General features: G+C 69.6%; 10 protein-coding genes and 1 riboswitch. Of the genes, 3 read left to right on the top strand and 7 right to left on the bottom strand.

The annotated features are described in order from the left end of the window. The first annotated feature begins 32 nt into the window (after window positions 1-32). A complete protein-coding gene (locus tag ACFVYE_RS38075) occupies window positions 33-314 on the top strand; it encodes an HPr family phosphocarrier protein (RefSeq protein WP_093898943.1) in 282 nt (93 codons plus the stop codon). 141 nt (window positions 315-455) lie between these two features. On the opposite strand, the gene ACFVYE_RS38070 is transcribed toward ACFVYE_RS38075, so the two are convergent. The 4 genes from ACFVYE_RS38070 to ACFVYE_RS38055 all read right to left on the bottom strand — a co-directional run bounded on the left by ACFVYE_RS38070 (window position 456) and on the right by ACFVYE_RS38055 (window position 5,540). Then, window positions 456-1,169, bottom strand: coding sequence for a GntR family transcriptional regulator (locus ACFVYE_RS38070; RefSeq protein WP_389608474.1), 714 nt, complete (start codon window positions 1,167-1,169; stop codon window positions 456-458). Window positions 1,170-1,398: 229 nt separating this feature from the next. Next, the gene (locus ACFVYE_RS38065; protein WP_383965414.1) at window positions 1,399-2,211 is read right to left on the bottom strand and encodes a M23 family metallopeptidase; all 813 of its coding nucleotides are present in this window, start codon (window positions 2,209-2,211) and stop codon (window positions 1,399-1,401) included. 13 nt (window positions 2,212-2,224) lie between these two features. Next, window positions 2,225-2,391, bottom strand: a riboswitch (cyclic di-AMP (ydaO/yuaA leader). Between the two features lie 351 nt (window positions 2,392-2,742). Further along, on the bottom strand, window positions 2,743-4,125 hold the full coding sequence (locus tag ACFVYE_RS38060; RefSeq protein WP_383965459.1) for a M16 family metallopeptidase: 1,383 nt from the start codon (window positions 4,123-4,125) through the stop codon (window positions 2,743-2,745). 26 nt (window positions 4,126-4,151) lie between these two features. Continuing rightward, window positions 4,152-5,540, bottom strand: coding sequence for a M16 family metallopeptidase (locus ACFVYE_RS38055; protein ID WP_383965411.1), 1,389 nt, complete (start codon window positions 5,538-5,540; stop codon window positions 4,152-4,154). A 270-nt stretch (window positions 5,541-5,810) separates the two neighbouring features. Here ACFVYE_RS38055 and ACFVYE_RS38050 point away from each other — a divergent pair, with 270 nt between their 5' ends. Continuing rightward, window positions 5,811-8,261 carry a DNA topoisomerase (ATP-hydrolyzing) subunit A gene (locus tag ACFVYE_RS38050; RefSeq protein ID WP_383965408.1) on the top strand — a complete coding sequence of 817 codons (2,451 nt, stop codon included), beginning with the start codon at window positions 5,811-5,813 and terminating at the stop codon, window positions 8,259-8,261. A gap of 29 nt (window positions 8,262-8,290) precedes the next feature. Here ACFVYE_RS38050 and ACFVYE_RS38045 read toward each other — a convergent pair whose 3' ends face one another. Continuing rightward, entirely contained in the window at window positions 8,291-9,421 is a 1,131-nt protein-coding gene (locus ACFVYE_RS38045) for a CobW family GTP-binding protein (RefSeq protein ID WP_383965405.1), read from the bottom strand. Between the two features lie 21 nt (window positions 9,422-9,442). After that, window positions 9,443-10,603 carry a citrate synthase/methylcitrate synthase gene (locus ACFVYE_RS38040; RefSeq protein ID WP_383965403.1) on the bottom strand — a complete coding sequence of 387 codons (1,161 nt, stop codon included), beginning with the start codon at window positions 10,601-10,603 and terminating at the stop codon, window positions 9,443-9,445. A 110-nt stretch (window positions 10,604-10,713) separates the two neighbouring features. Between ACFVYE_RS38040 and ACFVYE_RS38035 the strand changes: the two genes are divergently transcribed. Further along, on the top strand, window positions 10,714-12,030 hold the full coding sequence (locus tag ACFVYE_RS38035) for a citrate/2-methylcitrate synthase (RefSeq protein ID WP_383965401.1): 1,317 nt from the start codon (window positions 10,714-10,716) through the stop codon (window positions 12,028-12,030). A 29-nt stretch (window positions 12,031-12,059) separates the two neighbouring features. Here the strand turns inward: ACFVYE_RS38035 and ACFVYE_RS38030 are convergent, their stop codons facing one another. After that, window positions 12,060-13,079: a LacI family DNA-binding transcriptional regulator gene (locus ACFVYE_RS38030; protein WP_383965398.1), complete on the bottom strand. Its 1,020-nt coding sequence runs from the start codon at window positions 13,077-13,079 to the stop codon at window positions 12,060-12,062. Window positions 13,080-13,141: the final 62 nt, after the last annotated feature.

Raw genomic sequence — 13,141 nt, 5'->3', positions numbered from 1 at the left:
TAGACAACCATTGATTCGTGAAGGGCAGAACCATGGCTGAGCGCCGCGTCAACGTCGGTTGGGCCGAGGGCCTGCACGCCCGCCCCGCTTCCATCTTCGTCCGTGCCGCTACGGCTTCCGGCGTCCCCGTGACGATCTCCAAGGCCGACGGCAACCCGGTGAACGCCGCCTCCATGCTCGCGGTGCTCGGTCTCGGCGCGCACGGCGGCGAGGAGATCGTGCTCGCGTCCGAGGCCGACGACTCCGAAGCCGCCCTGGACCGCCTGGCAAAGCTGGTCGCCGAGGGGCTCGACGAGCTCCCGGAGACCGTCTGAGCCATTTTCTGCAAGAGAGCCGCGGCACCCTTATTGAGGGCCGCGGCTTTTTCGCTTTCGCGACCCGGACGACCGGAGCAAATTCAGACAGCCCAAAGAAAGCCCTCGAAAAATTACGACTCTTTGTATACGGCGTAATCGTTAATTCCGAACACCCGTGGTGTTTACGGAATGTTGCGAAGTCCTCACCCGGTCGGCGCGCGAGGCGTCGGACCGGCGGCCCGGCCGGTCGGCGCGGCGCAGCCGGTGCGCGGCCGCGGCCCGTTCGGCGTGCTGAGTGGCCAGCGCCCTGGCCCGTTCCGCGTCACGCCGCGCCACCGCGTCCACAATGGCCCCGTGCTCGGCCCAGGAGTCCACCGGGCGGGCGGGCTGCTCGACCGTGTACATCCAGGCGATCTTGTGCCGGAGCTGGGTGAGCAGCGCGATCAGGCCGGGACTGCCGCAGGCCTGCGCCAACGTCTCGTGGAACCAGCCGCCCAGTGAGCGCAGGTCCTCCCCCTCGCCCCGCCGGGCCCGCTCCTGGCCGAGCCTGACCAGACCGCGCAATACCTTGAGATGCGCCTCGGTGCGGCGCTGCGCGGCGCGCGCGGCACCCAGCGGCTCCAGCAGCATCCGGACCTCCAGGAGGTCGGCGGCCTCCTCCTCGGTGGGCTCGGCGACACAGGCGCCCGCGTGCCGGCGGGTGACCACGAAGCCCTCGGACTCCAGGGTGCGCAGCGCTTCCCGTACCGGAACACGGGAGACTCCGTAACGGCGCGCCAGCAACTCCTCGGTGAGCCGGCTGCCGCGTTCGAAGACGCCGGAGACGATGTCGTCACGGATTGCCGTGCATACCGAATGCGCCGGAATGCGCATGTTCGAACCTCCGCCTTAATCCCCGCGAAACGCGGCCGACCGACGCCTGTTCTGAGACTCTATTGCAATGCAGCCGCATTTCCGATGCCGGGTGGAAATTCATGAATATCTTTTGGCCACAGGACGGGTTCGGGAAGCAGGTACTGCGGGCGGGCGCGGAGGCCGGGCACGGCGAAGGCCCCGGCGTGCCGCCGGGGCCTTCGAAGGGTTGCTGCGGGTGGAGCGTCGGTCAGACGCTGACGCCGTGGGCGCGCAGGTACGCGACGGGGTCCATGTCGGAGCCGTACGACGGCGTGGTCCGGGCCTCGAAGTGGAGGTGCGGACCGGTCGAGTTGCCGGTCGAGCCGGAAAGGCCGATCTGCTGGCCCGCGCCGACGCTCTGGCCGACGGAGACACCGATCGAGGAGAGGTGGCCGTACTGCGTGTACGTGCCGTCCGTCATCCGGAGCACGATGTTGTTGCCGTACGCGCCTCCCCAGCCGGCCTCGACGACCGTACCGGCGCCGACGGCGACGACGGAGCTGCCGGACGCGGCGTGGAAGTCGATGCCCGAGTGGCTGCCGGAGGACCAGAGCGAGCCGCTGGACTTGTAGCCGGTGGTGACGTACGAACCGGCGACCGGGAGCTGGAAGTACCCCAGGCGGGTGCGCTCGGCGGACCGGGCGGCGCGGGCCTTCTCGGCACGCGCCTCGGCCGCACGCTTCGCGTCGGCCTTGGCCTTCGCCTCGGCCTTCTTCTTGGCTTCGGCCTTCTTCTTGGCCTCGGCCTTCCGCTGGGCCTCCGCCTTCGCCTTCGCCGCGACATCGGCCTGGTGCTTCTGCGCGTCGGCCTGGGCATCGATCTGGTCGGCGAGGGCGCCCTCGATGGCGATGACCTGGTTCAGACCGGTCTCGCTGACGGAGGAGTGCGCGGCGAGGGCCGGAGAGGCCATGCCGCCTATGACGCCGGTGGTGGCCAGAGCGGCGACGCCGGCGATCTTCGCGCTGCTGCGCGTCAGTCGGCTCGGGGCACGATGCTTCCCGGTGGCACGGGTGAACGCCATGAAGTGGCTGATCCTTTCCTTCCTTCTCGCCTACCGGGTTAGCTGACGGGTTCGGAGCAGGAAGGTCTCCTACGGACGCCCCGGCCTCATCCGGGCTCAGGCATCCGATTCACCCCAGGGACTGCATGGGTCCCCGGCTCCCCAGGCTCGCGCCTGACGGGGACTCGGCGATGACTGCCCGGTATGTCGCGGTTGCGGCATACGAGTGACGGGCAGCCCAGCCGACGCTAAGCGGGGTCACTTGCATTCACCAAACGGACAGGCCGTTTTGTAGCGCATCCCACAGGGCAGACAGGCAACCTCCCCATCAAAACGGACAAAAAGGAAGACTCCGGCGAGATTTTGCTCACAGGAGTCTTCCTTCTGTCCCGATATGCAGTCATATGGTGGGTCGGTAGGCCGCCCGTTGCCTTCGGTGCTCGGTCGTACGTGAAGGTCGACCGGTGGACTGTCACACGCAACGGGCCGGCCGGGCGGGGGTCGCCCGCCTCGGCCCGGCCGGTCGTCCGGTGTCCACGACGGGTACGCCCGTCAGCCGGCGACCACCGACACCTCTCCGATGCCCAGGGCCCGGACCGGCTCCTCGATCTGTGATGCGTCACCGACGAGGATCGTGACCAGCCTGTCGTCCGGGAAGGCGTTGACCACCGCAGCAGTCGCCTCGACCGTGCCGGTCTCCGCGAGCCGGGCGTACAACTGTGCCTGGTAGTCGTCCGGCAGGTGCTGCTCGACCTGGTCTGCGAGGGTGCCCGCAACCGAGGCCGCCGTCTCGAACTTCAGCGGCGCGACACCCACGAGGTTCTGCACGGCCGTCTCACGCTCTTCATCCGTCAGCCCCTCGGCCGCCAGAGTCCGCAGGACCGTCCACAGGTCCTTCAGCGCCGGTCCCGTGGACTCCGTGTCCACCGATCCGCTGATGGCGAGCATCGCGGCACCGGTCGCCCCCGAGGCCGAATCCGGGGCCGACGACCGCAGCACCTGGGCGAAGGCCCGTACGCCGTAGGTGTAGCCCTTCTCCTCGCGCAGCACACGGTCCAGCCGGGAGGTGAGCGTGCCGCCCAGGCAGTACGTGCCCAGCACCTGGGCCGGCCACACGCTGTCGTGCCGGTCGGCGCCGATCCGGCCGATCAGCAGCTGCGTCTGCACCGCGCCCGGACGGTCGACGATCACCACTCGGCCGGTGTCGTCGGCGGTGATCGGCGGGGCGGGACGAGGCTCCGCGGTGTCTCCCGACCAGTCGCCGAGGGTGTCGGCGAGCAGGGCGTCCAGGTCGATGCCGGTGAGGTCACCGACGACCACGGCGGTCGCCGTGGACGGCCGGACGTGGGCGTCGAAGAAGGCGCGCACGGCCGCCGAGTCGATCCGCTCCACCGTCTCCTCGGTGCCCTGGCGCGGGCGCGACATCCGCGCTGCGGCCGGGAAGAGCTCCTTGGAGAGCTGCTTGGCGGCGCGCCGGGCCGGGTTGGCCTGCTCGTGCGGGATCTCATCGAGCCGGTTGCGTACCAGCCGTTCGATCTCGCTGTCGGCGAAGGCGGGCGCCCGCAGCGCCTCGGCGACCAGCGCGAGCGCCTTGGCCAGCCGCGAGGCCGGGACCTCCAGAGAGACCCGGACACCGGGGTGGTCGGCGTGCGCGTCGAGGGTGGCGCCGCAGCGCTCCAGCTCCGCGGCGAACTCCTCGGCGGTGTGCTTGTCGGTGCCCTCGGACAGCGCCCGCGACATGATCGTGGCCACGCCGTCGAGGCCCTCGGGCTCGGCGTCCAGCGGGGCGTCGAGGAAGATCTCGACTGCCACGACCTGCTGGCCGGGGCGGTGGCAGCGCAGCACCGTGAGGCCGTTGGGCAGGGCGCCGCGCTCCGGCGCAGGGAAGGCCCAGGGGCGGGCGAGGCCGGGGGCCGGCTGCGGGTGGTACTGCATCGAAACTCCAGTCGCGGCAGCGTCGGTCACTTGTCCGCTCCTTCGTGCGCGTCGGTGTCGTCGGCGCCGTCGGCGCCGGTCTCGGTGTCCGCTGCTTCTGCGGGCTCGGCCGATTCGACCGGCTCGTAGACCAGCACCGCCCGGTTGTCGGGGCGCAGCTGGGCCTCGGCGACCGCCTGGACCTCTGCCGCGGTGACATCGAGTACCCGCTGTACGGCGGTCAGGGCGAGCTGCGGGTCGCCGAACAGCACGGCGAACCGGCAGAGTTCGTCGGCGCGGCCCGCGACCGTACCGAGCCGGTCCAACCACTCGCGCTCCAACTGGGCCTGCGCACGTTCCATTTCCTCGGGCGTGGGGCCCTCGGCGGCGAACCGGGCAAGCTCCTCGTCGACCGCTGCCTCGATCTGCGGCACCTCTACGCCGCCGGACGTCTTGACGTCCAGCCAGCCGAGCGAGGGCGCACCGGCCAGCCGCAGCAGCCCGAAGCCGGCCGCCACGGCCGTGCGGTCACGGCGGACCAGGCGGTTGTGCAGCCGCGACGACTCGCCGCCGCCGAGCACGGTCAGCGCGAGGTCGGCCGCGTCACATTCACGGGTGCCGTCGTGCGGCAGCCGGTAGGCGGCCATCAGCGCCCGCGCCGGAACCTCCTCGTGCACCTCTTCGCGCAGCTGCTCGCCGATGGTCTCGGGGAGCGTGCCGTCGCGCGGCGGCTGCTTGCCGTCGTGGGACGGGATGGAGCCGAAGTACTTCTCGATCCAGGCGAGGGTCTGCTCGGGGTCGATGTCGCCGACGACCGAGAGCACCGCGTTGTTGGGCGCGTAGTACGTACGGAAGAAGGCGCGGGCGTCCTCGAGGGTCGCGGCGTCCAGGTCCGCCATCGAGCCGATCGGCGTGTGGTGGTACGGGTGGCCCTCGGGGTAGGCCAGTGCTGTCAGCTTCTCGAACGCCGTGCCGTAGGGAACGTTGTCGTAGCGCTGGCGGCGCTCGTTCTTGACGACGTCGCGCTGGTTCTCCATGGACTCCTCGTCGAGCGCGGCGAGCAGCGAGCCCATCCGGTCGGCCTCGAGCCAGAGAGCCAGCTCCAGCTGGTGCGTGGGCATGGTCTCGAAGTAGTTGGTGCGCTCGAAGCTGGTGGTCCCGTTGAGCGAACCGCCGGCTCCCTGCACCAGCTCGAAGTGTCCGTTCCCCTTGACCTGGCCGGAGCCCTGGAACATCAGGTGCTCGAAGAGGTGAGCCAGACCGGTACGTCCCTTGACCTCGTGGCGCGAGCCGACGTCGTACCAGAGGCAGACCGCGGCGACCGGGGTCAGATGGTCCTCGGAGAGCACCACGCGCAGGCCGTTGGCCAGACGGTGCTCGGTCGCTGTCAAGCCGCCGGAGCCGGCCTGGGCTGTGGCCGTGTGACCCATGGGCATGTACGTCCCTTCGATCGCGATACTGGATTTCCTGCGAGACCTGCCACTGTAAGCAAGCGCAGAGACACCTGGCGAAGTTCCCATACCGCGGAAGTTCGCGTGAAAGAGGGGCGCATCCCCCGCGGGATGGGGCGTGAAACCACCTCGGCAGGGGTCGGGAACGGCTCTTGGGACGGGTCGAGGTCGGCGATGTCAGCGCGGCGGTCCACAATGGTCCGCGTCAGAACCTGAGGTTGCCCGAACAGAATCCGTGAAGGAGTCGCAGCAGCGATGGCCCGCCGCAGCACGAAGACCCCGCCGCCGGACGACTTCGAGGAGAAGATCCTCGACATCGACGTCGTCGACGAAATGCAGGGCTCCTTCCTTGAGTACGCGTACTCGGTGATCTACTCACGGGCCCTGCCGGACGCCCGTGACGGCATGAAGCCGGTGCACCGCCGCATCGTGTACCAGATGAACGAGATGGGCCTGCGCCCCGACCGCGGCTATGTGAAGTGCGCCCGTGTCGTCGGCGAGGTCATGGGCAAGTTGCACCCGCACGGCGATGCGTCGATCTACGACGCGCTGGTCCGTCTGGCACAGCCGTTCTCCATGCGGCTCCCCCTGGTCGACGGCCACGGCAACTTCGGCTCGCTCGGAAACGACGACCCGCCGGCCGCCATGCGGTACACCGAGTGCCGGATGGCCGACGCGACGTCACTGATGACGGAGTCGATCGACGAGGACACCGTCGCTTTCCAGTCGAATTACGACGGTCAGGAGCAGGAGCCGACCGTCCTCCCTGCCGCGTACCCGAACCTCCTGGTCAACGGGTCGTCCGGGATCGCGGTCGGCATGGCGACCAATATGCCGCCGCACAACCTGGGCGAGGTCATCGCCGCCGCCCGCCATCTGATCAGGCATCCGGGTGCGGACCTGGAGACCCTGATGCGGTTCGTCCCCGGTCCCGATCTGCCGACGGGTGGCCGGATCGTGGGCCTGGGTGGCATCAAGGATGCGTACGCCGGCGGCCGCGGCACGTTCAAGATCCGTGCGACCGTCGCCGTGGAAAATGTGACGGCGCGCCGCAAGGGTCTGGTCGTCACCGAACTTCCCTTCGCCGTCGGCCCGGAGAAGGTGATCGCCAAGATCAAGGATCTGGTCTCGGCGAAGAAGCTCCAGGGCATCGCGGACGTGAAGGACCTGACCGACCGCGAGCACGGCCTGCGCCTGGTCATCGAGGTGAAGAACGGTTTCGTGCCGGAAGCCGTGCTGGAGCAGCTCTACAAGTTGACTCCCATGGAGGATTCCTTCGGTATCAACAATGTGGCGCTGGTCGACGGACAGCCGCTCACTCTGGGCCTCAAGGAGCTCCTCGAGGTCTATCTCGACCACCGCTTCGACGTGGTGCGCCGGCGCAGCGAGTTCCGCCGGGGCAAGCGTCGCGACCGGCTGCATCTGGTCGAGGGCCTGCTCGTCGCACTGATCGACATCGACGAGGTCATCCGGCTCATCCGGTCCAGCGACAACTCGGCGCAGGCGAAGGAGCGGCTCATCGAGCACTTCTCGCTGAGCGAGACCCAGACGCAGTACATCCTTGACACCCCGCTGCGCCGGCTGACCCGGTTCGACCGGATCGAGCTGGAGAGCGAGCGGGACCGGCTCAACACCGAGATCGACGAGCTGACCGCCATCCTCGAATCGGACACCGAGCTGCGCAAGCTCGTCTCCTCCGAACTGGCCGCGGTCGCCAAGAAGTTCGGCACCGACCGGCGTACGGTGCTGCTGGAGTCAGCCGGTTCGCAGGTTGCCTCGGTGCCGCTCGAGGTCGCGGACGACCCGTGCCGGGTGCTGTTGTCCTCGACCGGCCTGCTGGCCCGTACCGCCAATGACGATCCGATCGTCTTCGCCGAGGACACCAAGCGTGCCAAGCACGATGCGATCGTGTCGGCCGTACCGGCGACGGCCCGCGGCGATGTGGGCGTGGTGACGTCCACGGGGCGGCTGCTGCGGCTCACGGTGATCGATCTGCCCCAGCTGCCGGACACCCATGCCGCGCCCAATCTTTCGGGCGGTGCGACGGTTTCGGAGTTCCTCACGCTGGAGAGCGACGAGGAGGTCATCTGCCTCACCACGCTCGACGAGGCATCCCCCGGCCTGGCGATCGGCACTCTTCAGGGGGTCGTCAAGCGGGTGGTGCCGGACTACCCGGCCAACAAGGACGAGTTGGAGGTCATCGCGCTCAAGGACGGTGACCGGATCGTCGGCGCGGCCGAACTGCGCACGGGCGAGGAGGACCTGGTCTTCATCACGTCCGACGCTCAGTTGCTGCGCTACCCGGCGGCACAGGTGCGGCCGCAGGGCCGGCCCGCGGGAGGCATGGCGGGGATCAAACTCACGGCGGGTGCCGAGGTGATCTCGTTCACGGCGGTGGATCCGGCGGCGGACGCCGTGGTGTTCACGGTGGCGGGCTCGCACGGCACGCTGGACGACTCGGTGCTGACGTCCAAGCTCACCCCGTTCGACCAGTATCCGCGCAAGGGCCGGGCCACCGGTGGGGTGCGCTGCCAGCGGTTCCTCAAGGGCGAGGACGTTCTGGTGTTCGGCTGGGCGGGCGCGACGCCTGCCCGGGCCGCGCAGAAGAACGGCACGCCGACCGAGCTGCCGGAGCCCGACCCGCGGCGCGACGGTTCGGGGACCCCGCTGGCCAAGCCGGTCGCGGTGATCGCGGGGCCGGTGTAGGCAGTCGGCCGACGACGGGTGGCCTGCCGCTACGCGTCGTCGGGCCGTTGCACGTACCGCAGGACGCCCCACATGCTTCGTTCATGTGCGGCGTCCTGCGTCGTGTCAGGCGTCGGCGCGACGCTCTCGCGGCAGTCGGCCAGCTCCTTGTGCAACTGCTCCGGATCGATACCTGAGCCGATCAGTACCAGCTGTGTGAGGCGCGGTTCGCCACGGGTCCACGGCTGCGGGTCGAACCGCAGGAACCTGCCGACCGCGTGCAGGACGTACTTGTTGCCGCGGTCGCCCACGCCGAAGTCGACAAACCCTTTGATCCGGTAGAGACCCTGCGGCCTGGAGTCGAGAAACTCCATCAATCGGCGGGGTTTCATGGGTACGTCCGTGGTGAAGGACACGCTCTCGTACGCGGCATGCAGATGGTGACCGTGTCCGGCGCTGGCCTCTTCCTCGGCCCTCTCCGCCAGGAGCAGATCCTCGAAGGTGAGCTGGTGCGCCTTCTCCTCACCGTCCGGCCGCAGCGCCGGATCGAAGAGCAGTTCGGGGTCGATGCGTCCGTACGTGGCGCAGATGACGGCGGCCGCGCTGCCACCCGCCGCTGGCCGGCCGGCCGGGGCACCTGCGCCAGCGATGACGTCCCGGATACGGGCCTGTTCCTCGCTCCCGACCCGGTCGGTCTTGTTGAGCACGACAAGATCGGCGACAGCGAGATGGCGGTCGATCTCCGGATGACGCTCCCGGCTGGCATCGAACTCCGCGGCATCGACGACCTCCACCAGTCCCCCGTACACGATGTGCGGATTGTCGCTGGCCAGGAGCATGCGCACGAGCTCCTGCGGCTCCGCCAGTCCGCTGGCCTCGATGACGATCACGTCGAGGCGGGCGGCGGGCCGGGTCAGCGTCTCCAGGAAGGTGTCGAGTTCGCTCACGTCGACCGCGCAGCACAGGCATCCGTTGCCCAGTGAGACCGTCGAGCCGACCTGCCCCGAGACCGTCATGGCGTCGATCTCGATGGAGCCGAAGTCGTTGACGATCACGCCGATCCGGTTTCCCGCACGGTTGCGGAGGAGGTGGTTGAGCAGTGTCGTCTTGCCGGATCCCAGGAACCCCGCAAGGACGATGACCGGGATCTGCTGCTTGCGGGGCGGGGACGACGGGTTCAACGGGGACCTTCCTCGGGGACGTCAGGGCGCCGGGACCGGCTGCGGCGGGGGCGTGCCGACGTATCGGGCCGCCGGACGAATGATCTTCGAGTCCTCCGCCTGCTCCAGGATATTGGCGCTCCAGCCGACCACCCGCGCCGCACAGAACGTCGGCGTGAACATCTCGCGCGGCAGCCCGCACAGCTCCATGACGACTCCGGCGTAGAACTCCACGTTGGTGTGCAGCTCACGGCCCGGCTTGAGGTCGGCGAGGATCGCCTCGACCTGCCGTTCGACCTCGACGGCGAAGTCGACGAGCGGGCCGCCGAAGCCCTGGGCGATTTCGCGCAGCATGCGTGAGCGCGGGTCCTCGGTGCGGTACACGGGGTGACCGAAGCCCATGATCCGCTCACCCGCGAGCACCCGTTCGCGGATCCAGCCGTCGATGCGGTCGGGGGTGCCGATGGCGTCCAGGCTGTCGAGGGCGCGGCTGGGTGCTCCGCCGTGCAGCGGTCCGGAGAGCGCGCCGACGGCCGCCACCAGACAGGCCGCGACATCGGCGCCGGTGGAGGCGACGACGCGGCCGGTGAAGGTCGAGGCGTTGAAACCGTGGTCGATGGTGGAGATCAGGTACTGCTCCACGGCCCTCACGCGTGCGGCGTCCGGTACGGAACCGGTGAGCATGTAGAGGTAGTTGGCCGCGTAGGGCAGATCGTCGCGCGGTTCGACCGGTTCGAGGCCCTGGCCGAGCCGGTGCAGGGCCGTGAGCACGGTGGGGACGGCGGCGCAGGCGGCCAGGGCGTCGCTGCGGCGCCGGTCGGCGTCGATGTCGTACACCGGCCGGAAGCCGGCCGAGGCGCCGAGGAGCGAGAGGGCGGTGCGCAGGCCGGCCAGGGGTCCGGAGACGGCTCCCGCGCGGGCTATGGCGGGCAGGGCCTCGCGTACTTCCGCGGGCAGGCGGCGCAGTGCGGCTGTACGGGCGGCGAATTCGGCACCGGCTGCGGCATCGGGCAGCGTGCCCTCGAACATCAGGTACCAGACGTCCTCGAAGCTGCGGGTCTGTGCCAGTCCGATCGCCGAGTACTGCCGGTAGTGGTAGAAGCCCTCGCGCCCGCGGACATCGCCGAGGGCCGTGTCGGTGACGACGACTCCGGCGAGCCCTCGGGGTACGTCGAGCGGGATTCCGCTGGTCATGGTCGGCATCTCTTCCTCCGTGAGCGTCCCGGTGGATCTCATCAACATTGATCCGACAATCTATGATTGACTTCAATCCTGTCAATGTTGATTGAATCAATATGGATACGGTTGGCGACATGAAGGATCAAGCAGCACCCGGCGACGGCCCAGGCGCGACGGCCCCGCAGCGGCTCAGCACCCGGGAGACGGCTGAGCGCCTCGGTGTGAAGCCCGAGACGGTGTACGCCTATGTCAGCCGGGGCCAGCTGAGCAGCATGCGCGCTCCCGGCGGACGCGGCAGCACGTTCGATGTCGCGGAGGTCGATGCGCTGGCCCGGCGCACGGGCCGCCGGGAGTCCTCGGCCGCCACCGGCGATCTGGTCTTCCGTACCGGCATCACCCTGATCGAGAGAGACCGCTACTACTTCCGTGGCGTCGACGCGACCGCGCTGGCCAGGCAGTACGCCTACGAGGAGGTCGCCGAATGGCTCTGGACCGGAGATCTGCGGCCCGGCATCCGCTTCACTGCACCTGCCGAGGTGCTGGCTGCGGCACGCCGGGCGGTCGAAGCGCTGCCCGCGCACAGCGGCTCGACGGACCGGCTGCGGGTGGCCGTGATCGCCGCGGCGACCGCCGATCCGCTCCGCTTCGACCTCTCGCGCGAGGCAGTGCTCGCCAGTGCACGGAGCCTGATTCCGACCCTGGTCGGAGCGCTGCCCCTGGCCTCGGATACGCCTTCGACGGGTGACGGATCCGAAGGAAGGGCGGACGGGAGCGGGGCCGGGCTGGCACGGCAGCTGTGGCCGAAGCTCACTGCCCGGCCGGCCGACGAGCCGTCAGTCGCCGCGCTGGACGCCGCCCTCGCCCTGCTGATCGACCACGATCTCGCGGCGTCGACACTGGCCGCCAGGGTCGCCGCATCCGCCCATGCCCATCCGTACGCGGTGGTCTCCGCGGGCCTGGGAGTCCTGGAGGGCCCGCTGCACGGGGCCGCGAGCGGTCTGGCGCACCGAATGCTGACCGAGGTCCTGGAGCGGGGCAGCGCGGTACCGGTGGTCGCGGATCATCTCCGTACCGGACGCAGGGTCCCGGGGCTCGGCCACCGCCTGTACACCTCCGAGGACCCGCGGGCGCAGACGCTGTTCGCCCTGCTCGCAGACGTCCCGCAGGCAGCCCCCGCACTTGCCGCAGCGCGCGACGTGGTCACCACGGCCGCCCGCCACGCACCCCTGCACGCCAATGTCGACCTGGCGCTCGCCGTGCTCTCGGTCTCCTCGGACATGGCCGCGGAGGCGGGCGAGACGGTGTTCGCGGTGTCACGCACGGCGGGCTGGATCGCGCATGCGCTGGAGGAGTACGGGGAACGGCCACTGCGTATACGCCCCAGTGGCCAGTACGGAGGCCCCCGTCCCCCTCAGCCGCTGCCCACCGCCATGGGTGGCCCGATGCAATAGACAGTCCGTACAACGCAAATTCGGGACAGTCAGCGAGAAGCGGTGCGCGGCGGCTGGGCGGTGGAGCCCCGTACCACCAGTTCCGGCTCGAAGAGCAGCTCGTCGGACGGCACGGTACGCCCCCCGATCTGCACGCAGAGCAGCTCGACGGCGGCGCGCCCCATGGCCTCGATCGGCTGCCGGACGGTGGTCAGCGGAGGCTCGGTGCAATTCATGAAGGCCGAGTCGTCGTAACCGACGACCGAGACATCGGCGGGGACCGAAAGACCGCGACGGCGCGCGGCGCGCACAGCTCCGAGCGCGAGCGGATCGCTGGCGCAGATGATGCCCGTGACGCCCTGGTCGAGCAGGCGCATGGCGGCGGCCTGCCCGCCCTCCAGCGAGAACATGGCCCGGGCCACCCACTCGTCCGGCACGGTGGTGCCCGACTCCGCGGCGATCGCGCGGGCGGCGGCCAGTTTGCGCTGCGAGGGGACGTGGTCGGAGGGGCCGAGCACCAGGCCGATGCGCTCGTGGCCGAGCGAGACGAGATGGCGCCAGGCCTGTTCCACGGCGACGGAGTCGTCGCAGGAGACCCCGGGGAAGCCGAGATGGTCGATGGCCGCATTGATCAGGACGACCGGGATCCTGCGGTCGGCGAGCACCTTGTAGTGGTCGTGCGGGGCGTCGGCCTGGTGGTAGAGCCCACCGGCGAAGACGACACCCGACACCTGCTGCTGAAGGAGCAGTTCGACATAGTCGGACTCGGAGACGCCGCCCTTGGTCTGGGTGCACAGCACCGGGGTGAGCCCCTGCTGGGCGAGCGCGCCGCCGACGACCTCGGCAAAGGCGGGGAAGATCGGGTTCTGCAGCTCGGGCAGGACCAGGCCGACGAGCCGGGCCCGCTCGCCGCGCAACTGGGTCGGGCGCTCGTAACCGAGGACATCGAGCGCGGAGAGGACGGCCTTCCGGGTGGCGTCGGAGACGCCGGGCTTGCCGTTGAGCACCCGGCTGACCGTGGCCTCGCTGACTCCCACCTTCTGCGCCACCTGAGCAAGTCGTCGCGTCATGCGCGCAAGATTAGCGCAAGAAGTGCAAGTGGATTACGTAAATATGAAAACGAGCAGAATCC

The sequence above is a fragment of the Streptomyces sp. NPDC058239 genome (assembly GCF_042882185.1).
Classification (GTDB): Bacteria; Actinomycetota; Actinomycetes; order Streptomycetales; family Streptomycetaceae; genus Streptomyces.
Note: the sequence above shows the minus strand (reverse complement) of the source record. Positions and strands in the feature narration are given on the sequence as shown.